A 21600-nucleotide genomic window follows, 5' to 3' on the forward strand; every position below is an offset into this window, starting at 1 on the left:
TCAGAGGGTGGCGCCGACGTGGACGATCAGGTCCGCGAGGCGGTTGGAGTAGCCCCACTCGTTGTCGTACCAGCCGGCGACCTTGACCTGGTTGCCGATGACCTTGGTCAGCGGTGCGTCGAAGATGCAGGACGCCGGGTCGGTCACGATGTCCGAGGAAACGATCGGGTCGGTGGAGTAGCGCAGGATCCTGCCGTCCGCGGCGGCCTTCACGATCTCGTTGACCTCCTCGACGCTCGTCTCACGCGCCGCCTCGAAGGAGAGGTCGGTGAGCGATCCGGTCGGGGTGGGCACGCGCAGGGCATAGCCGTCGAGCTTGCCCTTGAGCTCCGGCAGCACCAGCCCGATCGCCTTCGCGGCACCGGTCGAGGTCGGCACGATGTTGAGGGCGGCGGCGCGGGCGCGACGCGGGTCCTTGTGGATGTTGTCGTGGAGGTTCTGGTCCGCGGTGTAGGCGTGGATGGTGGTCATCAGGCCCTTGTTGATGCCGAGTCCGTCGTTGAGCGCCTTGGCCATCGGTCCGAGGCAGTTCGTGGTGCACGACGCGTTGGAGATCACCGTGTGCTGCTCGGCGTCGTAGAGCTCGTCGTTGACACCCATCACGATCGTGATGTCCTCGTTGGACGCGGGCGCGGAGATGATGACCTTCTTGGCGCCGCCGCCGTCGACGTGGGCGCGCGCCTTGGTGGCGTCGGTGAAGAACCCGGTGGACTCGACGACCACGTCGACCCCCAGGTCGGCCCACTTCAGCATGCTGGGGTCGCGCTCGGCGAACGCCTTGATCTCGGTGTCGCCGACGACGATCGCGTCGTTGGTCGAGCTCACGTCCGCGTCGAGGCGGCCGAGGATCGAGTCGTACTTGAGCAGGTGCGCCAGGGTGGCGTTGTCGGTCAGGTCGTTGACGCCGACGATCTCGATGTCGAGGCCACTGGCGCGGACTGCGCGGAAGAAGTTGCGGCCGATCCGGCCGAAGCCGTTGATGCCTACGCGTACGGTCACAGCAATGCTCCTTGTCTCGGTGGTGGGCGTTCGGTCACCCGCCTTGACTGGATCGCGGGCGTTCAGTCACCCGCGTCCGTCACCCTACAAGCGGGCGCACGCCGGCCACCGGCCAGTCCCGTCGTACGTGCGGGTAACAACGCCCCCAGCGTCGAGCGGTCTCAGGGACCGGTGTCAGGAAGCGGGGACGACGTGGGCGTCGGCGCCCGGGAAGGTCAGCGCCTCGTGGCCGTCCTCCCAGCGGACGAGGTACGGCGGACCGCCGTCCTCGCCCCGCACCTCGAGCACCTCGGCCTCGCGGCGGTGCATCGTGTCGGTCCGGCCCTCGACGACGAGACGGTCGCCAACGTTCGCTCGCATGTGGTCACCTCCGGTGCGGCTCGCATCGTTACGAGTAAGTGACCACGATGCTCTCCGCTGGAGCCGGAGGCAAGAGGCATGATGACGCGCATGACGCAGGTCGAGGCAGACGAAGGGGTGAGGTCAGGCGCCGGCGGCATCGGGCTCCGGTGCGCGGGCGTGGTCCACCTCTACCGGACCTTCGAAGGCCACGACGTGGTCGCCCTGCAGGGGGTGGACCTCGAGATCCAGCCCGGCGAGCGAGTGGCGTTCCTCGGACCGAGCGGATCGGGGAAGTCGACACTGCTGGCGCTGCTGGGAGGCATCCAGCGCCCGAGTGCCGGCCGCATCTACCTCGGTGACGACGACATCTCGCGGATGAGCGAACGGCACCTCGCGCGGCTGCGGGCTCGTCGGGTGGCGACCATGCTGCAGGGAGCCACCCGCAACCTGCTCCCCTACACGACGGCGCGACGCAACATCGGCTTCGCTCGGATCGGGATGACGTCCGCCGAGCTCGACGACGCGCCGACCGCCGCCGAGCTGCTCGAGCGGGTCGGGCTCGCCGACCAGGCCGACCAGGTCGTGAGCACGCTGTCGGGAGGACAGCGCCAGCGCCTGGCCCTCGCCTGTGCGGTCTCGACCCGACCGCAGGTCCTGCTGGCCGACGAGCCCACCAGCCAGCTCTCGCATGTCGACCGCGACGCGGTGGTCCAGCTCCTGCACGAGCTCAACCGCGACTTCGGGACGACCATCGTCGTCGTCACCCACCAGCCCGAGGTCGCCGCGACGTTCCCACGGACGGTGACGATGAAGGGCGGCCGGGTCGGCTCCGAGGGCCGGGACGGCGCGGAGTACTCCGTCATCGGCGCCGACGGCATGCTGCACCTGCCGTCCCACCTCACGCCGCAGTGGCCGCCTGGCACGCTCGTCCGGATCGAGGCCGAGCCACGCCGGATCCTCATCACCCACCCGGCCGACGAGACGGGCATCCCGCAGGAAGACGTGCGGTGACCGGCGCTGACCTGGTGGTCGACGCCGTGCGCTACCGGCCCGGCCCGCTGGTGCTCGACGACGTGTCCGTGACCTTTCCGGCCGGCCGGGTGACCGCCGTCGCCGGCCCGAGCGGATCCGGGAAGACGACCCTGCTCTCGGTCGCCGGCGGGCTGATCGCGCCCACCGCCGGCGCGGCGACGTACGACGGCGCGCCGACGTGGCGCGGCAACGGCGACCCGCGCCCGGAGATCGCCTTCGTCCTGCAGGTCTACGGCCTGGTGCCGATCCTGTCGGCGCGGGAGAACGTCGCCGTCGCGCTCCGCGCACGCGGGGTCAGCTGGCGTGACGCCAACGACCGGGCCGAGGCGGCGCTCGCGCGGTTCGACATCGCGGACCTCGGCGACCGCCAGGTGGAGGAGCTCTCGGGCGGCCAGATGCAGCGGGTGGCCGTCGCCCGCGCTCTCGTGGTCGAGGCGCCGGTGCTGCTCGCCGACGAGCCGACCAGCGAGCTCGACCAGAGCAACGCCGAGGTCGTGCTCGACGCCCTGCGTCGCGAGGCCGATCGGGGGGCGTCGGTCGTCATCGCCACCCACGACCCGGCGATCGTCGACGCCGCCGACGACCACGTGACGATCGACGAGGGCCGCCTCGGATGAGGTCCCGGCTGTTGGCCGGGCTCTGGCTCCGTCGGGGCACCCACCTCACGATTGCCGTCGCGATCGCCGTCGTCGCTGCCGGCCCCATGGCGGTCCGCGCCGACGGAGCCGAGACCGCGCTGCTCGCCCCGCTGTTGCTCCTCGCCGCGGGCCTGGTGCTGGCCGCCGGACTGGCCGTGGGAGCCCGGCGGCGGCATGAGGCCGCGCTGCTCCGGTTGCGGGGACGGCCCGGACCCTCCGTCGCCCGCGCGCTCGTGGCCGAACCGCTCGTCCCGGTGCTGCTCGGCGGCGCGGCAGGTGCCGGCCTCTGCTGGGCGGTCGCGCCCGAGCAGGTGGCCTTCGCCGTCGCGGCCGTCGGCGTCGCGGCGGTGGTGGTCGTGTCCGCGATGCTGGTCGCCCTCCGTGAGCCGCTCCCCGACCTGCTCGGCGAGCGTGCCCGGAGACTGACGGGCGGGACCGCAACGCGATTCGTCGCGGTGCTCATCATCGTGGCCGCTGCGGTCGCCGTGCTCAGGCGCGGCAGCGACGGGCCGGCCTGGCTGCCGTTCGCCGGTCCGACACTGGTCGGGCTCGCCGTCGGCGTCACCGCCACGTGGCTGGTGCGGATCGCCGCGGGCTGGCTGACGAAGCGGCCGGACCTCCGCCCGGTGCTCGTCGGCCGGCGCCTGCAGTCGCCGCGCGCGACGGCCGGGCTCCCGCTGGTGATCGCCGGCGCCACCCTGCTCGGGCTCGCCACCAACCTGCTGCTCGCGGTGCAGGACTGGGAGGACGACACCCGGGCGGTGACCGCCGGCGCGCCGCAGGTGGTCCCGTACGCCGGCGGCGCCGACGCCGTGCTGGCCGCGACCCACGCGGCAGACCCCGACGGACGTTGGCTGATGGCCGCGATCCGGGTCTTCGCCGACGACCGTGCCGTCTCCCGGCGCGTGTATCTCGACACCGCCCGCTACGAGCGCGTCGTCGGGGACAGCCTCGACGACACTCCTGCCGAAGAGGGCTCGGCGGCCGTCGCCGGTCTCCACGACGCGGCCATCACGGCCGAGCCGGAGCCGATGACGACCGGCGACTTCCTCACCGCGACCGTCTCGTCGGACAGCCCGCTGGCGGCGTTCGTGCTGGTCTCGGTCACCACCGACGGCGTCGAGGGCAGCGCGCAGCAGGACCTCTTCCTCCAGGTCCCACCCGGCGGCAGCACGACGACGTTCGTACCGCTCAGCCGGTGTGACGCCGGCTGCCGGGTCCTCGGCATCGAGGTCGCGACCGGCCAGCCATGCGTCTCCGACAACTGGAACCGACCGCGGTGCAGGCGCCCGGTCATCCGGATCAGCAAGCTCAACGTCGGCGGCCTCGATCTCCTGGACCGGGAGTGGAACCTCGACGAGCCCGACGAACGGCCGCCGGGCGAGGTGAGGCAGACCGCCAAGGCTCTCGACGTACGCCCGAGCCGGGCGGGCGCCAGCTTCCTGACTTCCGACCGCACCATCTGGTCGGTCCCGGTCGTCGCGACCACCAGCGTCGACTGGGAGGGCGAACCTCAGGCACCGACGACGAGCAGCCTGTCCCGCACGGCCGAGGTCCTGGCGACGGTCCCTGCACTCCCCCTCGTCGGTTCCGGCGGGACCGTCCTCGACCTGCCGACTGCCACGCTCGAGGGCGGGTCGGCCGTCGCCGCTGCCGAGCCGTGGATCCTGGCGCGGGCCGACACCCCCGACGACGTCATCGCGGCGGTCGGCAGCCCGTTGATCCCGAGCCAGATCTCCGCGTCGACCATCGACGAGTCCGGCAGCGACCTGGCCCGCCGGCTCGTCCTCGTCGCCCTCGGCGGCCTGCTGCTCGGCGTCCTCGGTGTGTTGCTCCCCGTCTCGCGGCTGCGGGCCGAGCGCACCCGCGAGCACGCCGCGCTCCGGGTGCTGGGCATCGAGACGCCGGAGCTGCGCAGCGTCTCCCGCGCGCAGTCGATGCTGGTCGCCGGCGTCGCGAGCGTCGCCACCGCGGTCGCCACCGCCGCCGCGGTCGCAGCCTTCGCGTCGGTGGTGCCGGTCCTCCGCATCCAGTCCGCGCAGCTGCCGCTCGACACCGGGCTCCGGCCGCTCCCCGTGCTGCTCGCCGCCGGCGTCGTGCTGGTCGCGACCCTCGCCGCCGGCGCCTGGGCGTCCGGGAGCAGAGGCGCGGCCAGCCGCCCCGCCACGCTCCGTAAGGAGGCGGCCGGATGATCCGGGTCGCTCTCGACGGACTCCGCTCCCGCGCCCTCCTGTCGATCGGCACTCTGGTCCTGCTGGTGATCGCGGTCGCGTCCGCCGTCGTCGGCCCCGCGTTCACGGTCGCCGTCGGCAACAGCTACGCGATCAGCCGGCTCTCCGAGGCGCCGAACCCGATCACCGGGCGCACCTGGGAGTTCCAGCCGACCGGACGGACGACACCCGAGGAGGTGCTGGCCGACGCCCGGGCGGCGGTCCGGGTGCCCGACGGGCAGCACGACCTGTCCGTCCAGCTCGAGACCGCACGGCTCCCCGCGCCCGGGAACTACGGCGAGGTGCAGCTGCTGGCGCGCGACGACGCGTGCGACCACCTCGAGATCGAGGGGAGGTGCCCGGAACGCCCGGGCGAGACGATCATCCTGGCCGGCGACGCCGAGGAGGACGACCTCGCGATCGGTGACCGGATGGAGCTCGGGGAGCCGCTGGGCTCCCTCACCGTCGTCGGCACCTACACCTATCCCACCGGCCCGGACCTCGACACCGCCGACCTCGCCGCGCTCGAGGACTACTGGTTCGACCCGGCGCGGCTGGCGTCGGTCCCGCCGACGCTGGTCGGCAACCCGGAGCGAGGGGGCCGGGTGCTGCCCCGTCGACCCGCGCCGTACCTCGTCACCACCGACCACTTCGAGGCGGTCCCTTCCCAGGACTGGGTGGTGCGGGTCGACACCCTCATCGACGTGCCGGCGGACCTCGACGCGCGTCGGCTGAGCGACCTCGGCTCCGCGACCGAGCCGGTCCCGGAACGCCTGGCGACGGGCACCCTCGTGGAGGTCTCCCGCAACGATCTCGGCGGGGTGACGAGCGACATCGAGCGGGAACGCCGCACCGCCGTCTCGTCCGTCACCCCGGCGGTGGTCTCGCTCGTGCTGGTGGCGCTGGCGCTGCTGAGCCGCCTTACCACGGCGGCGGGCGACCTCCGGGTCCCCGACCTCGCTCTCGCCTCCCTCCGCGGAGCCAGTCGCCCTCGGGTGTGGCTGCTCGCCGTCGCGGAGCCGGTGCTCCTGGTCGTGATCGCGTTGCCCCTGGGCGTGGCGGCCGGCATCGGTCTCACCGGTGTGCTGATCCGCGCCTGGCTCGCGCCGGGCCTGCCGCTGCCCCTGCCACCGGCGGCCTGGCTCGCCACTGCAGCCGTCACCGCGGCGGCTGTCGCCGTCTGCGCGCTGGCGGTCCGCGGCGTCCTGTCGCGGACCCTCGCCGACCAGCTGAGCGGCCACCTGCGGCCGCGCCGAGCCGGCCGCACCGCCGCAGCGGCGGTCCTCGTCCTGGTCGCGGGCACGCTGGTGGTGACGACCGCCGCAGTGACGCGTACCAGTGGAGGCAGCACGGACGCCGGCGACCTGATCCTGCCGGTGCTCATCGCCGCCGCGTTCGGGGTCGCGGCCACCGCCGCGGCGCGCTCCGCGGCGGCGTGGCTCGCCCGCCGCCGTCCGCTCGGCACCGTCGGCTTCCTCGCCGTCCGGGCGGTCGCGCGGCGTGCGGCAGGCACGCTCGTCGTGCTGCCGCTGACCGTGGCGATCGCCGTGTGCACCTTCGGTGCCGGCGTGTACGACGCCGCGGCGACCTGGCGAGCGAGCGTGGCCGCCACCCAAGCGCCCGCGCACACCGTCTGGGGTTCAGAGCTGCCCATGTCGGAGGCGGTCGCACTGACCCACGAGCTCGACCCGGAGGGACGCTGGCTGATGGCCGCCGGCACCCTCGTCGCGCAGGACGCGACGTACGTCGCCGTCGACGGCGACCGCCTCGGGCGGGTCGCGACCTGGCACGAGACCTGGACGCCCGGCCGTGACGTCGAGGAGATCGCCGCACTGCTGACCGGCACTCCCCTGCCGACGGTCACCGGCCGGCAGCTCGGCCTGACGGTGACCGTGCCGCGCGGGAGCGAGCCGGTCACGATCGAGGTCCGGCTCCGCAGCGTGGAGGGCGAGGTCAACGGGTACTACATCGGCCCGTTCGCCCCGGGTACGTCGTCCCTCGTCGAGCGGGTCGGGTGCCCCAGGACCTGCACGGTCGAGGGTCTGCTCATCGGTGGCGGCGCGGGACTACCCGTCGAGCTCGACGGCACCTTCGCCCTCGGACCGATGGAGATGGACGGCGCGGACCGGTCGGACGTGCTCACCGACGGCGGCTGGCAGCTCACGTCCGCCGATGAGCTGCAGCAGGTCGCCGACGAGGTCGCGACCACGTCCGACGGGCTGACGGTCAGGGCGACCGGGCGTGGCCTCGCCGGACTGACCGCCGGCGACATCCCGTCGGTGCGGCCCGTCGTCGCCGGCCGCGAGGCGACCGACTCGATCGGGGACGTCGCCGGCGGCACCGCGACGTCGACCGCCGGCCAGCCCCCGCCGGTCACGGCCGCGGTGACCGCCGAGAGCGTGCCGTTCGTCGGCCCCCAAGGTGCGGCGATCGACTACGCCATGCTGAGCGCCAACCGTGCGATCTTCGACTCCGAGTTCGACGTCCGGGTGGTGGCGACCGGCGACACCCCGCAGCGCATCGACGACGCCCTGGCGGCTCGCGGCCTCGTGATCACCACGACCCAGCAGCGGGAGATGGAACGGCTCGACGGCACGGCCTACGCCATCGTCCTGCGGCTCTACCTGGTCACCGCGGTCCTCGTGCTGCTGATGGCCGTTGCGGGGCTGGCGGTCTCGACGGCCGTCCAGCTGCCCGGTCGTCGGCTCGACGCGGCGTCACTGAGCGTGGTCGGGGTCCGGCGCCGCACGGTGCTGCTGTCCGTCGCCCTCGAGCAGGGCGTGGTGCTGGGGGCGGCCGGCCTCGCCGGTCTGGCCGCGGGCTCGCTGGCCCAGTGGATCGTGCTGCGCCGGATCACGTTGGGCCAGGTGGAGGGCGTGTCCTGGCCGCGGGTCGTCGCCTGGGTCGACCCGTCCCTGCTGTCGCTCGTCGCCGCCAGCGTCGCGCTCCTGCTGGGCGCGGTCGCGGTGGTCAGCGCCTGGGCGACGGTACGTCGCGCACGCGGCGCGTCGCTCCGCGAGAAGGCACGCTGACGGCCGGCCGGCCGACTGGGGGCTGGTCAGCCGTCGCCGGCCAGCATCTCGGGAGTCAGCGAGGCCTCGGTGTCGGGGACACCGAGCTCCTCGGCGCGCTTGTCGGCCATCGCCAGCAGCCGGCGGATCCGGCCGGCGATCGCGTCCTTCGTGAGCACCGGCTCGTGCAGCTGCCCGAGCTCCTCCAGCGACGCCTGCTTGTGCTCGAGACGGAGCCGTCCGGCCATCCGCAGGTGGTCGGGCACCTCGTCACCGAGGATCTCCATCGCCCGCTCGACCCGCGCGCCCGCGGTCACGGCCGCTCGCGCCGACCGGCGCAGGTTGGCGTCGTCGAAGTTGGCGAGGCGGTTGGCCGTCGCCCGAACCTCGCGTCGCATCCGACGTTCCTCCCAGGCCATCAGCGTCTCGTGGGCGCCGAGCCTGGTCAGCAGCTGGCCGATCGCGTCGCCGTCCCGGATGACGACCCGGTCGACACCGCGGACCTCGCGGGCCTTCGCCTGGATCCCGAGCCGCCGCGCGACGCCGACGAGGGCCAACGCTGCCTCGGAGCCGGGGCAGGTGACCTCCAGCGAGGATGAGCGTCCGGGCTCGGTGAGCGAGCCGTGGGCGAGGAACGCGCCCCGCCACGCGGCGACCGCGTCACACCCGCCGCCGGAGACGACGGCCGGCGGCAGCCCGCGCACGGGACGACCACGCTGGTCGAGCAGACCGGTCTGCCGGGCCAGCGCCTCGCCGTCCTTGACGACACGCACGATGTAGCGGCTGCCCTTGCGGATCCCGTTGCCCTGCACCATCACGACGTCGGACGACTGGCCGTACATCTCCGCGATGTCACGGCGCAGCCGGCGGGCGGCCGCACCGGTGTCCAGCTCGGCCTCGACCACGATCCGGCCCGCGACGATGTGCAACCCGCCCGCGAACCGCAGCGTCGAGGCGACCTCCGCCTTGCGACAACACGCCTTGGTGACCGGGGTGCTGGCCAATTCCGCCTTGACCTGAGCCGTCATCGCCATGAGCGCACGCCCTCCGATACCGGCGTCACGAGCACCGCATCCGAGGGATGGCTGGCAAGGCGGAGGTGCGACGGCATACCGGGTTGTCTACCGAGCGCCGACAACGCAGCCAGGCGTGCCTCGGGGCGGTGCGCAGCAGGCGGGATCGGGGGGCGTGCGCTCATAAGGGCGATCCTGCCACGACGGTCAACTACCCCGGGACCGAATCCGTGGCTGTGGACTGCATGATCCGTGCGTAAGCCGCCGCGAGCCGCGCGAGGTCGTGCCGGGGCGTGCCGTCGCCCATCGCGACGTCCTCGATGACCAGCCGGGCGCCGAGCGCTTCGACCATCGACAGCAGGTCGTCTGCGTCGTCGCCCACGCTCTCCCGGTCGGCGAGCACGGTGTGGACGCCGAGGTCCGGCGCGTGCTCGGCGAGCACCGCCAGGTGGTCGGCCGGACCGAAGCCACCGGTCTCCCCCTGCTGCTCCGCGAGGTTGAGGACGACGACCAGCCGCGCGTCGGTCGCCACCAGCGCATCGCGCAGCTGCGGCACCAGCAGGTGCGGGATCACCGACGTGAACCACGAGCCCGGACCGAGCACCGCCCAATCGGCCTCACCGATCGCGGTGAGCGCGGCGGCGCTGACCTCCGGGTCCGGAGGGTCGAGGGCGATCGTCGTGATCACCCCGTCGGTCGTGGCCACCTCGACCTGACCCCGGACCGTCTCCAGCTGGTCGGGATCCGCTCCGATGCCGCGCACCTCGGCGGTGATGTCCATCGGGGTCATCGCCATCGGCAGCACGCGTCCCTTGGCGCCGAGCAGCCGGCCGACCCAGTCCAGGGCGTCGACGTGACTGTGTCCATCCTTGGCGAGCAGCTCCCACAGACCCACGATGAGCAGGTTGCCGACGACGTGTCCCCGCATCTCGCCGTCGCCCTCGAACCGGTGCTGGAGCACTCGTGCCCACGTGTCACCCCACTCGTCGTCGCCGCAGAGCGCGGCCAGCGCCATCCGCAGGTCTCCCGGCGGGAGTACGCCGAACTCGCCCCTGAGCCGTCCCGACGAACCGCCGTTGTCGGCCACGGTCACCACCGCGGTGAGCTCGTCGACGGTCAGGTCGTCGACGAGCATCCGCAGCGCGGTCAGCGACGCGTGGAGCCCGTGTCCGCCTCCGAGGGCGACGACGGCCTGCGCGCGGTCGTGCGGCCGGTGGTGCGTCATTCGTGGGGTGATCACTCGCGCCCCAGGTCGCGGTGGAGGGCGCGGGCGACGTAGCCCAGCTCCTGCATCCGGCGCGCGATCTCCTCGCTCATGGCAACACTGCGGTGCTTGCCGCCGGTGCAGCCGATCGCCACGCGCATGAAGCGCTTGCCCTCGCGGAGATAGCCCTCGGCGACGCCCGCCAGGAGCGGTACGAACTGGTCGAGGAACTCCGCGGCGCCCGGCCGTCCGAGCACGTAGTCCGACACGTCCAGGTCGCGGCCGGTGTGCGCCCGCAGCTCCGGCACCCAGTGCGGGTTGGGCAGGAAGCGCATGTCGGCCACGTAGTCGGCGTCGGCCGGGATGCCGTACTTGAAGCCGAAGCTGATCGTGGTCACCCGCAGCCGGGTGGTCTCCGGCGTGCCGAACGCCTCCGCGATCCGATCGGTGAGCTGGTGCACGTTGAGGTTGCTGGTGTCGATGACCAGGTCGGCGTCGGCACGGAGGTCGCCCAGCACCACGCGCTCGCGCACCAGGCCGTCGAGCAGCCGCCCGCCCTCCTGCAGCGGGTGCGGGCGGCGGACGGCCTCCTGCCGGCGGACCAGCACGTCGTCGGTGGCGTCGAGGAAGACGAGCGTGGTGTCGCGCCCGGTGACGCCGTGGGCGAGCGCGGCCCGCAGGCCCTGGAAGAAGGAGCCGGACCGGACGTCGACGACGACCGCGATCCGCTGGCTCCGGCCCTGGCTCTCGTCGACGAGGCGGACCACGTCCGGGAGCAGGCTCGGGGGCAGGTTGTCGACGACGTAGAAGCCGAGGTCCTCCAGCTCCTTGGCCGCGGTGCTGCGCCCGGCGCCGGTCATGCCGGTCACCACGACCAGCTCGCCGGCAGGTTGCGCGCTCGGGTCGGCACTCATGGAGACACAGCGTTCCGAACGGGGGCCTCGGCACGCAACTCCGCGCCCTGGGCACGCACATCGCTTCGTTGGCATCGCTTGGAAGACGCCCAGTCTGCCCACGCAACGCCGCCTTGCGCTGCACGCACCCAGAACGCGGATTCACGCACCGCTGCCCCCGTTCGGAACGCTCGTCTTCCGCGTCGCCCGGCTCGCTGTCGCGCCCCCTGCCGCGACCGCCTCCTTGATCGCGGACGCGGTGCGCGGCCCGATGCCGGGTACGGCGGCGATCTGGTCGACCTCCGCTTCGCGCAGCTTCTTCAGGGACCCGAAGTGGCGCATGAGGGTCTTGCGGCGCACCTCCCCCAGTCCGGGCACGTCGTCGAGCACGCTCTCCACCATCGACTTCGAGCGCCGCCCGCGGTGGTGGGCGATCGCGAACCGGTGTGCCTCGTCGCGGACCCGCTGCAGGAGGTAGAGACCCTCGGACGTCCGCCGCAGGATGACGGGGTCCGGTTGCCCTGGGAGCCACACCTCCTCGAGCCGCTTCGCGAGACCGCACACGGGGATGTCGTCGATCCCCAGCTCGTCGAGGGCGCGCTGCGCGGCCGCCACCTGCGGCGCGCCACCGTCGACCACGACCAGACCGGGCGCGTAGGCGAACTTGCGGGGTCGCCCCGTGTCGGGGTCGACGAGCATCGGGCCGTCCTCCCCCATCCGCTCCTCGCTCCGCGCCTGCTCGTCGAGCAGCCGACGGAACCGGCGCGAGATCACCTCGTGCATGGCTGCCACGTCGTCGGATCCCTCCTGGTCGCGGATCACGAACCTGCGGTACTCGCTCTTCCGCGCGAGCCCGTCCTCGAAGACCACCATCGAGGCGACGATCTCGGTGCCCTGGATGTGGGAGACGTCGTAGCACTCGATCCGCAGCGGCGCCTCCTCGAGCTCCAGCGCCTCGGCGATCTCGGCGATCGCCTGGTTGCGCGTGGTCAGGTCGCTCGCCCGCTTGGTCTTGTGCAGGGCGAGCGACTCCTTCGCGTTGCGCGCCACGTTCTCCTGCAGCGCCTTCTTGTCCCCACGCTGCGGGACCCGGATCGACACCTTCGACCCCTTCAGGTCGCCGAACAGCTGCTCGAACGTCTCGGGGTCCGGAGGCAGCTCCGGCACCAGGATCTCCCTCGGCACGGACTCCGGCTCGCCGGCGTAGAGCTGGAGCAGGAAGGTCTCGACCAGCTCGGGGGTGGCGCCGTCGTCGGTGCGGTCGGCGACCCAGCCGCGCTGGCCGCGGATCCGGCCGCCCCGCACGTAGAAGACCTGGACAGCGACCTCGAGCGGGTCCTCCGCGAGCGCGATCACGTCGGCGTCCGCGCCGTCGCCGAGCACCACCGCCTGCTTCTCCAGCGCCTTCTGCATCGCGCCGAGGTCGTCGCGGAGCCGGGCGGCCCTCTCGAAGTCGAGCTCGTCGCTGGCGGCGTACATCTGTTGCTCGATGCGCTTGATGAACGGCTTGGTGCGCCCTGCCATGAACTCGCAGAAGTCGTCGACGATCGCGCGGTGCTCCTCGGCCGAGACGTTGCCGACGCAGGGGGCGGCGCACTTGTCGATGTAGCCGAGCAGGCAGGGCCGCCCGATCTGCTGCGACCGCTTGAACACCCCGTTGCTGCACGAGCGCATGGGAAACACCCGGAGCAGGATGTCGACGGTCTCGCGGATGGCCCAGGCGTGGCTGTAGGGGCCGTAGTAGCGCGTGCCCTTGCGCTTCGCCCCGCGTCCCACCATCACCCGCGGGAACTCCTCGCCGACGGTCACGGCGAGCCACGGGTAGGACTTGTCGTCGCGGTACTTGACGTTGAACCGCGGGTCGAACTCCTTGATCCAGGAGTACTCCAGCTGCAGCGCCTCGACCTCGGTCTTGACCACGGTCCACTCGACCGACGCCGCGGTGGCGACCATGGTCGCCGTGCGCTGGTGGAGGTTGCCGATGTCCTGGAAGTATGACGACAGCCGGGACCGGAGGTTCTTGGCCTTGCCGACGTAGATCACCCGTCGCTGCTTGTCGCGGAAGCGGTAGACCCCGGGCTCGGTGGGGATCTCGCCCGGCTTCGGGCGGTAGCTCTGCGACACGCCCTCAACCCTACGTACCCACACCGACTGGCAGCGTGATCGGGAGACGCGCGCAGCAAAGTCGTCGACGATCGTGGTCCCGCGGGAGACACTGCCGTCATGGGTTGTCGTGACGACTACGGCTATCCGCTGACCACGAGCGACGTGGCAGCGGCGGCGTACGTCGCTGGCGTCCGCGACCTGCTCCGGCTCCGCCGCGACGCCCACGTGCGGATCGCGTCCGCGCTCGCCCACGACCCGACGTTCGCGCTCGCGCACGCCGACCTGGCGCTGCTCGGCCACGAGATGTGCGTCGACGTCGACATCGCGTCCCGGCTCGACGACGCCCGTCGGCTGGCCGGCCGGGCGACTGAGCGCGAGCGCAGCCACGTGCACGCCGTCGACCGGCACCTCCAGGGCGACCACCGGCCGCTGCTCGCGCACCTCACCGCCTACCCGCGCGACGCGGTGCTGTTGTCGATCGCGATGCCCACGATCGCGTTCGCCGGCGTGACCGAGGTGCCGGCGGAGGCGTGGGCGATCGTGGAGGGAGCGGCACCGTCGTACGGCGACGACCCCTGGTTCCTCGGCCTGCTCGCGTTCGTCCGCCAGGAGCAGCGGCGGTACGACGAGGCCATGGCGCTCGCGTGCCGGGCGCTGGCCGCCGATCCCACCTCGGGCCACGCCGCCCACGCGCGCTCCCATGCCCACTACGAGACCGGGGACCACGTCGAGGGGCTGGCCTGGATGGATGCCTGGGTGACCGGCGAGGGGGCAGAGACCGAGAGCCTCACCCACTTCTCCTGGCACGCCGCTCTGCACGAGCTCTCCCTCGGTGACCTCGACGCCGTCCGCAAGCGGTACTCCGAACAGCTCCAGCCCCGGCACACCATCGGCTGCCGCGCTCTGGTCGACACCGGCTCGCTCCTCTTCCGCTGGGCGTTGACGCCGGACGCTGAAGCGGTGCCGGGCCTGGAGGAGGTCGCGCGGGTGACCGGCCGAGGTGGCCTCGAGGCACCGGCGACGGCGTTCCTCGGCATGCACGCGGCGGTGACGCTGCTGGCGATCGACGACCTCGACGGTCTCCGTCGGTTGGCCACACGATGTGCGAACCATCCCCATCCCGCGCAGCGCGAGGTTGTCGCACCGCTGGCCGACGCCCTGTGGGCGCTGGGCTCGGGTCGCGCTTCGGAAGCGGCCGACCGGCTCGGTGCGCTGGCGCCGCACTGCTGGCGGCTCGGCGGCTCCGACGCGCAGCGCGAGATCGTCGAGGAGACCCGGATCGCGGCCCTGCTCCGCGCCCAGAGGTACGACGACGCCCGGACGCTGCTCGATGCGCGGCTCGACCGTCGCCCCTCGCTCCGGGACGCCCGCTGGCGAGAGGTTGCGGCGCGGCCGCCGGTCGTCGAGTAGCCCGAGCGCCTGCGCGCGGGCGTATCGAGACGCCGCGACGTGCAGACTCACCGTGGACGGTCGCCTCACCGGGTCTCGATACGCGCCTCACGGCTTCGCAAGCTCAGCCGTGGCGCTACTCGACCTTCGCGCCTCTTACGGAGTCCGTCCTCGTTCCTCGAACGGTCTCCTAGCGCTTGAGGATCTTGTCGCCCTCGACGTTGATCTCGACGGCGGCCAGCGCCGAGGGAGCGGGGCCGCCGGTCACCTCGCCGGTCGCGGCGTCGTACTCGCTGCCGTGGTTGGCGCAGTGGATGACGCCGTCCTCGACGGAGGTCACCAACAGCTGCTGGTGGGTGCACACCGCGGTGTAGGCCCGGAACTCCCCCTCCGTCGGCTGCGTGACCACCACCTTCTGGTCGGTGAGGACGATGCCGCCGCCCACGGGCACCTGGTCGGTGGTCGTCAGCTCGGCCCCCGCCTCGACCTGGTCGTCCCCGCCCTCGCCACCGCCGTCGCCGTCGTCACCCGCACAGCCGGCGAGCGCGACCGCGACGCCGAGCGCACCCAGGCCGTGGAAGACGATCCGGCGGTTCGCCCGGACCTGTCCCAGGCCGCTCATCCGAGCCTCACCTGGTTGCCGGAGACGCTGACGTCGACCGAGCCCAGCGGCGAGAGCGCGGGACCGCCGGTGACCGAGCCGTCGGTGATCGAGAACCGGCTGGCATGGCAGTCGCACTCGATCTCCGAGCTCACCCGCGCGACCACACATCCCTGGTGCGTGCAGATCGCGCTGAACGCCTTGAACTCCCCGTCGCTCGGTTGGGTGATCACCACCTGCTCGTCGGCCAGGACGATGCCGCCACCGACCGGCACCTCCGAGGTCGGGATCCCGTCGCCCGCCGGGGGCGCCGCGGTGGTCTCGCTCTCCGTTGGCTGCTCCGACGTCCGGGTAGCCCCGGACGAGGGCGGCGCAGTGGCCGACGAGGTCGGGGCCGCTGCGCTCGACGCGCCGCCGTCGTCGCCACAGGCCCCCAGCAGGGGCAGCCCGAGTCCTGCGGTCGCGGCCCCGCTGAGGGCCCGACGCCTGCTGATAGTTGATTTTTCAGCCGTCATGACTGGGTCAACGTAGTCGGCGGGCGTCTGGTTCAGACCGGTCCGGCATTCACAGGAAACGTTCAGCGTCGGGCCGTGCTCCTGGCCTTGGTGCTCCGGGCGGCGGATGCGGCCGCGGCCCGCTTGCGCTTCGGCTGCGCGGCAGCACGCCCGTCGAGCAGCGGTGCGAGGAACTCGCCCGTGAAGCTGCCCGGCGTCGCCGCGATCTGCTCCGGAGTGCCTTCCGCGACCACGGTGCCGCCCCGGGACCCGCCCTCCGGACCCATGTCGACGATCCAGTCCGCCGTCTTGATGACGTCGAGGTTGTGCTCGATCACGAGCACCGTGTTGCCCTTGTCGACCAATGACGACAGCACGCCGAGCAGCTTGCGGATGTCCTCGAAGTGGAGGCCCGTCGTCGGCTCGTCCAGGACGTAGACGGTGCGACCGGTCGACCTCTTCTGCAGCTCGGTGGACAGCTTGACCCGCTGCGCCTCGCCGCCGGACAGGGTGGTCGCCGGCTGTCCGAGCCGGACGTAGCCCAGGCCGACCTCGACCAGTGTCTTCATGTGGCGCGCGATCGCCGGCACCGCGCCGAAGAACTCCAGCGCCTCCTCGATCGGCATGTCGAGGACCTCGGCGATGGTCTTGCCCTTGTAGTGGACCTCGAGCGTCTCGCGGTTGTAGCGGGCGCCGTGGCAGACCTCGCAGGGGACGTAGACGTCGGGGAGGAAGTTCATCTCGATCTTGATCGTGCCGTCACCGGCGCACGCCTCGCAGCGCCCACCCTTGACGTTGAACGAGAACCGGCCCTGCTGGTAGCCGCGGATCTTCGCCTCCGGGGTGGACGCGAAGAGCTTGCGGATGTGGTCGAAGACCCCGGTGTACGTCGCCGGGTTGGACCTCGGCGTCCGGCCGATCGGGCCCTGGTCGACGTGGATCACCTTGTCGACGTGGTCGATGCCGGTGATCTTCTGGTGCCGGCCGGGGATGGTCCGCGCGCGGTGGAGCTCCTTGGCCAGCGAGGTGTAGAGGATGTCGTTGACCAGGGTCGACTTGCCCGAGCCGGACACGCCGGTGATCGCGACGAACAGCCCGAGCGGGAACGTCACGTCGAGATCTCTGAGGTTGTGCTCGCGGGCGCCGTGGACCTTGAGCTCGCGGCCGACGGTGCGCGGGCGGCGGATGGCGGGCACCGGGATCTCGCGGCGACCGGAGAGGTACTCCCCCGTCATCGAGTCCGGGTGCTCCAGCAGTCCCTTGACCGGACCGGAGTGGACGACCTGGCCGCCGTGCTCACCGGCACCCGGACCGATGTCGACCACCCAGTCGGCGACCTTGATGGTGTCCTCGTCGTGCTCGACGACGATCAGGGTGTTGCCGAGGTCCTTGAGCCGGAGCAGGGTCTCGATCAGCCGGTGGTTGTCGCGCTGGTGGAGGCCGATCGACGGCTCGTCGAGGACGTAGAGGACGCCGACCAGGCCGGCGCCGATCTGGGTGGCGAGCCGGATCCGCTGCGCCTCGCCGCCGGACAGCGAGCCGGACGGACGGTCGAGGCTCAGGTAGTCGAGGCCGACGTCGAGCAGGAACTGCAGCCGCTCCTGGATCTCCTTGAGCACCCGCTCGCCGATCTGCCGCTCGCGGGCGGACAGATCGAGGTTGCGCAGGTGGTCGGCCGCCTCATTGATCGGCAGCGCGCAGACCTCCGCGATGTTCTTGCCGCCTTCGTCCTTGGGACCGAGGGTGACCGACATCGACACCGGCTTGAGCCGCGATCCCGCGCAGACCGGGCACGGGACCTCGCGCATGAAGCCCTCGAACCGCTCCCGGCTGACGTCGCTCTCGGCCTCGCGGTGGCGGCGCTCGACGTACGACCGCACGCCCTCGAAGTCGGCGTAGTAGGACCGTTGCCGGCCGTAGCGGTTCTTGGTGACGACGTGGACCTTGGTCGGATGGCCGTCGAGGACTGCCTTCTGGGCCTTCGCCGGGAGCTGCTCCCAGGGCGTGTCCATGTCGAAGCCCAGCTCCTCGCCGAGCGCCTGGACCAGCTTGCCGAAGTAGTCGGCGACGTGGGCGTGGCTCCACGGCTGCAACGCGCCCTCGCCGAGGGTCGCGGTCGGGTCGGGCACCACCAGCTCGGGGTCGACCTCCATCCGCGTGCCGAGGCCCGTGCACGACGGGCAGGCGCCGAAGGGCGAGTTGAACGAGAACGACCGCGGCTCGAGGTCGTCGGTGTCGATCGGGTGCTCGTTGGGGCAGGCCATCTTCTCGCTGAACCGCATCTCGCGGTGCGGGTCGTCGTCGGGCAGGTCGACGAAGTCGAGGACAACCAGGCCGCTGGCGAGGTTGAGCGCGGTCTCGACCGAGTCGGTGAGCCGGCGCTTGGCCGACTCCTTCACCGCGAGCCGGTCGACGACGACCTCGATGCTGTGCTTGATCTTCTTGTCCAGCTTGGGCGGACTGTCGAGGTTGTGGATGGTGCCGTCGACGCGGGCCCGGCTGAAGCCCTGCGTCTGCAGTTGGCGGAGCAGGTCGACGAACTCCCCCTTGCGGCCGCGGACCACCGGCGCCAGCACCTGGAACCTGCGACCCTCCTCCAGCGCGAGCACCCGGTCGACGATCTGCTGCGGCGTCTGCCGCTCGATCGGCGCCCCGCAGGTCGGGCAGTGCGGCCGCCCGGCGCGGGCGTAGAGCAGCCGGAGGTAGTCGTAGACCTCGGTGATGGTGCCGACGGTCGAGCGTGGGTTCTTGGACGTCGACTTCTGGTCGATCGAGACCGCCGGCGACAGGCCCTCGATGAAGTCGACGTCGGGCTTGTCCATCTGGCCGAGGAACTGGCGGGCGTAGGCCGAAAGCGACTCCACGTAGCGTCGCTGGCCCTCGGCGAAGATCGTGTCGAAGGCCAGGCTCGACTTCCCTGAGCCGGACAGACCGGTGAAGACGATGAGGGAGTCCCTGGGCAGGTCGAGCGAGACATCCTTGAGGTTGTGCTCACGCGCACCGCGGATGATGAGCTGGTCCTGCACTGCAGTCCTTCGGGTGAGCTGGGAGGAGTTCGAACAAGTGTTCGCCATCGTACGGCGCGAAGCAACTCGCACCGCCGCACGGGGACGACATTTGCACGATCTCATGCGGCGCCGACAACCCAGTTTCAGGCAGGATGCACCGGTGACCGAAATCGAGGCCGCCACCGCCCGTCTGCTCGCCACCGCGGACCGGCTGCGGGACGACGAGTGGCCCCGGCCGACGGAGTGCGCCGGGTGGAGCCGGGCCCACGTGCTCGCCCACCTGGCTCTGAACGCCGAGGGGCTCGCCGGGGCGCTCCGCGCGCTGCTCGACGGCGAGCCCGCTCTGATGTACGGGTCGCAGACTGCGCGCGACGCCGACATCGAGACGCTCGCGGCCCAGCCGGCGGCCACCATCCGCGACCGGCTCCGAACAGCTTCGGATCGGTTCGCGGCGGTAATGGACGAGCTCCCACGACTGCCGGCTGACGCCTCTTTCGAGCGGACGCCCCAAGGCCAGCGGATGCTCGCCCACGACGTCCCGCTGCTGCGGCTGGCGGAGGTCGAGATCCACCACGCCGACCTGCGCGCGGGGTACGGCTACGCCGACTGGCCGAGAGAGACGGCAGTCCAGCTCCTCGAGCGCGACGTCGAGCGGTACGACGGTCCGCCTCTCTCGGCGCACGTCACCGACCTCGACCGCACCTACCGGCTCGGCTCGCCGGCGGACGGCGACCCGGTCGTCTCCGGGCCGGTGGCGGCTCTGGCATGGTGGCTCACCGGCCGGGACCCCGGCGAAGGCCTCAGCAGCTCGACCGGCGAACTGCCGGAGATGGAGGGATGATGACCTACACCGGAGCCGTCACGCCCGACGGCGCTCCCGACGTACGCGAGCTGCCGCGCCTGACCATCACCAAGGTCGCGGTCGACGAGCAGATGTCCAACAACGCCTACCTCCTGCGGTGCAACGACACCGGCGACCAGGTGCTGATCGACGCCGCCGCCGAGCCGCGGACGCTGCTCCCCCTGGTCGGCGACGCCGGCCTGACGACGGTGGTCACGACGCACCGGCACTGGGACCACCACCGGGCGCTGGCCGACGTCGTCGCCGCGACCGGTGCCGATGTCGTCGCGGGCGAGCCGGACGCGGACGCGATCACCGAGCAGACCGGGATCGAGGTCGGGCGCCGGGTCGGTGACGGAGACACGGTCGGCGTCGGGTCGTGCGAGCTGGAGGTCATCCGGATCACCGGCCACACCCCCGGCTCGATCTGCCTGCTCTACCGAGACCCGGACGGCCACCCGCACCTGTTCACCGGCGACAACCTCTTCCCCGGCGGCGTCGGCAACACGTTCGGCGACAGCGACGCCTTCGCCAGCCTCATCGACGACGTCGAGACCAAGCTCTTCGACCCGCTGCCGGACGACACCTGGTTCTATCCCGGCCACGGCGACGACTCGACGCTCGGCGCCGAGCGCCCGCATCTCCAAGAGTGGCGGGAGCGCGGCTGGTGAGGCCGGTCGACTAGGCCGGGAGCACCGCTGCCGGAGCCTCGGCGGCGTCCGTCGCCACTTCGCGCTCGGCCTTCTCCCGGTGCCACGCCCGCCGGGCGACGACGCTGGTGACGGCCACGGCGGCGAGGATGAGCCCTGCGTCAGCCCAGCCCGGGATACCGCCCAGGGCGGTGACGATCGTGACGCCGTTGACGATGACCACGAGGCCACCGACCAACGTGCCCATCGGGGCGTGCGGGAGGCGGCCGGCGAGGCGGGCGGCGATCGGCGCCATGATCACGCCACCGATGACCAGCCCGATGACGGGCAGCCACGGGATGCCGTGCTGAGCCGCGCCGGTGAGGAACCCGAAGGACACCGAGACCGCGACCACGAACTCCGCGGCGTTGACGGTGCCGACGACCTTGCGGGGCTCGTGGCTGGTGACGGTCATCAGGCTCGGGGTGGCGACCGGTCCCCAACCACCGCCGCCGGTGGCGTCGACGAAGCCGCCGAGCAGGCCGATCGGCGAGAGCCAGCGCACGGTGTGGCCCTTCTTCGGCGTCGGGATCAGCCGTGCGCCGAAGCCGAACCGCGCGAAGATGACCAGGCCGAAGAAGATGAGCAGGCCTGCCATCCAGCCCTTGGCCGACTCGAGGCTGATGTTGGTCAGGACGACCGCGCCGAGGAATCCGCCGATGGCTCCCGGGATCGCGATCCGGAGCAGGATCGCCTTGTCGATGTTGCCCTCACGCCAGTGCGCGAGACCGCTGATCAGCGTCGTCGGGAGCTTCGCGGCGTGCGTCGCGGCACTCGCGGTCACCGGCGCCACGCCCATGAACAGCAGCACGGACGCCGAGGTGACACCGAACCCCATCCCGAGCGTGCCGTCGACTAGCTGAGCCATGCCGCCGGCGAGAGCGAAGGCAAGAAGGATCCACACAGTGACCTACCTCGGTAAAGACTATCAACATGGTAAGGATAGCAGATCACTGGACATTCGCTACATCGCGGACGACAGCGCGTCGGAGATCTCGCCGACCTGGTGACGCCCGAGGGCCGGGATTGCCGGACTTCTGGGTTCGAAGGCACAGGAAAGCCGAACGCCGAGCTTCCGTTCGGATCCGCGCGCGGCCGCCCACTTGCACCCCGAAAACGACGAACGGCCC

17 protein-coding genes are annotated in these 21600 nt (G+C 72.0%); 7 read left to right on the top strand and 10 right to left on the bottom strand.

The annotated features are described in order from the left end of the window. On the bottom strand, window positions 1-999 hold the full coding sequence (gene gap / locus SHK19_RS12050) for a type I glyceraldehyde-3-phosphate dehydrogenase (protein ID WP_322455204.1): 999 nt from the start codon (window positions 997-999) through the stop codon (window positions 1-3). A gap of 174 nt (window positions 1000-1173) precedes the next feature. Then, window positions 1174-1359 (bottom strand): DUF1918 domain-containing protein, encoded by a 186-nt coding sequence (locus SHK19_RS12055; RefSeq protein ID WP_322936348.1) that lies wholly within the window; start codon window positions 1357-1359, stop codon window positions 1174-1176. Window positions 1360-1449: 90 nt separating this feature from the next. On the opposite strand from SHK19_RS12055, the gene SHK19_RS12060 reads away from it, so the two are divergent. The 4 genes from SHK19_RS12060 to SHK19_RS12075 are packed head-to-tail and all read left to right on the top strand — an operon-like array spanning window position 1450 to window position 8253. Continuing rightward, window positions 1450-2352, top strand: a complete 903-nt coding sequence (locus tag SHK19_RS12060; RefSeq protein WP_322455206.1) for an ABC transporter ATP-binding protein — start codon at window positions 1450-1452, stop codon at window positions 2350-2352. Further along, on the top strand, window positions 2349-2990 hold the full coding sequence (locus SHK19_RS12065; RefSeq protein WP_322936349.1) for an ABC transporter ATP-binding protein: 642 nt from the start codon (window positions 2349-2351) through the stop codon (window positions 2988-2990). Before SHK19_RS12060 ends, SHK19_RS12065 begins: the two co-directional genes overlap by 4 nt. Further along, window positions 2987-5203, top strand: a complete 2217-nt coding sequence (locus SHK19_RS12070; protein WP_322936350.1) for an FtsX-like permease family protein — start codon at window positions 2987-2989, stop codon at window positions 5201-5203. The genes SHK19_RS12065 and SHK19_RS12070 overlap by 4 nt, the downstream gene beginning before the upstream one ends. Then, the gene (locus SHK19_RS12075) at window positions 5200-8253 is read left to right on the top strand and encodes an FtsX-like permease family protein (RefSeq protein WP_322936351.1); all 3054 of its coding nucleotides are present in this window, start codon (window positions 5200-5202) and stop codon (window positions 8251-8253) included. Before SHK19_RS12070 ends, SHK19_RS12075 begins: the two co-directional genes overlap by 4 nt. Before the next feature lie 26 nt (window positions 8254-8279). Here the strand turns inward: SHK19_RS12075 and whiA are convergent, their stop codons facing one another. From whiA to uvrC, 4 genes are all read right to left on the bottom strand, one after another. Further along, window positions 8280-9266 (bottom strand): DNA-binding protein WhiA, encoded by a 987-nt coding sequence (whiA, locus tag SHK19_RS12080; RefSeq protein ID WP_322455210.1) that lies wholly within the window; start codon window positions 9264-9266, stop codon window positions 8280-8282. A gap of 190 nt (window positions 9267-9456) precedes the next feature. After that, window positions 9457-10470 (bottom strand): gluconeogenesis factor YvcK family protein, encoded by a 1014-nt coding sequence (locus SHK19_RS12085; protein WP_322936352.1) that lies wholly within the window; start codon window positions 10468-10470, stop codon window positions 9457-9459. An 11-nt stretch (window positions 10471-10481) separates the two neighbouring features. Then, complete coding sequence (gene rapZ / locus SHK19_RS12090; protein WP_322455212.1) at window positions 10482-11363, bottom strand: RNase adapter RapZ; 882 nt, start codon at window positions 11361-11363, stop codon at window positions 10482-10484. Window positions 11364-11504: 141 nt separating this feature from the next. After that, window positions 11505-13466: an excinuclease ABC subunit UvrC gene (gene uvrC, locus SHK19_RS12095; RefSeq protein WP_322455213.1), complete on the bottom strand. Its 1962-nt coding sequence runs from the start codon at window positions 13464-13466 to the stop codon at window positions 11505-11507. A gap of 99 nt (window positions 13467-13565) precedes the next feature. Between uvrC and SHK19_RS12100 the strand changes: the two genes are divergently transcribed. After that, window positions 13566-14858, top strand: a complete 1293-nt coding sequence (locus SHK19_RS12100; RefSeq protein WP_322936353.1) for a pyridine nucleotide-disulfide oxidoreductase — start codon at window positions 13566-13568, stop codon at window positions 14856-14858. A gap of 169 nt (window positions 14859-15027) precedes the next feature. Here the strand turns inward: SHK19_RS12100 and SHK19_RS12105 are convergent, their stop codons facing one another. The 3 genes from SHK19_RS12105 to uvrA all read right to left on the bottom strand — a co-directional run bounded on the left by SHK19_RS12105 (window position 15028) and on the right by uvrA (window position 18958). Next, window positions 15028-15459: a Rieske (2Fe-2S) protein gene (locus SHK19_RS12105; protein ID WP_322455215.1), complete on the bottom strand. Its 432-nt coding sequence runs from the start codon at window positions 15457-15459 to the stop codon at window positions 15028-15030. After that, window positions 15456-15953 carry a Rieske (2Fe-2S) protein gene (locus SHK19_RS12110; protein ID WP_322455216.1) on the bottom strand — a complete coding sequence of 166 codons (498 nt, stop codon included), beginning with the start codon at window positions 15951-15953 and terminating at the stop codon, window positions 15456-15458. The genes SHK19_RS12105 and SHK19_RS12110 overlap by 4 nt, the downstream gene beginning before the upstream one ends. Before the next feature lie 62 nt (window positions 15954-16015). Then, window positions 16016-18958: an excinuclease ABC subunit UvrA gene (gene uvrA / locus SHK19_RS12115; protein WP_322936354.1), complete on the bottom strand. Its 2943-nt coding sequence runs from the start codon at window positions 18956-18958 to the stop codon at window positions 16016-16018. A 142-nt stretch (window positions 18959-19100) separates the two neighbouring features. Here uvrA and SHK19_RS12120 point away from each other — a divergent pair, with 142 nt between their 5' ends. Then, window positions 19101-19781 (top strand): maleylpyruvate isomerase family mycothiol-dependent enzyme, encoded by a 681-nt coding sequence (locus tag SHK19_RS12120; RefSeq protein ID WP_322936355.1) that lies wholly within the window; start codon window positions 19101-19103, stop codon window positions 19779-19781. Continuing rightward, entirely contained in the window at window positions 19778-20452 is a 675-nt protein-coding gene (locus SHK19_RS12125; RefSeq protein ID WP_405030423.1) for an MBL fold metallo-hydrolase, read from the top strand. Before SHK19_RS12120 ends, SHK19_RS12125 begins: the two co-directional genes overlap by 4 nt. A gap of 10 nt (window positions 20453-20462) precedes the next feature. On the opposite strand, the gene SHK19_RS12130 is transcribed toward SHK19_RS12125, so the two are convergent. Next, window positions 20463-21338 (bottom strand): sulfite exporter TauE/SafE family protein, encoded by an 876-nt coding sequence (locus tag SHK19_RS12130; protein WP_405030424.1) that lies wholly within the window; start codon window positions 21336-21338, stop codon window positions 20463-20465. Window positions 21339-21600: the final 262 nt, after the last annotated feature.

The sequence above is a fragment of the Nocardioides bizhenqiangii genome (assembly GCF_034661235.1).
Classification (GTDB): domain Bacteria; phylum Actinomycetota; class Actinomycetes; order Propionibacteriales; family Nocardioidaceae; genus Nocardioides; species Nocardioides bizhenqiangii.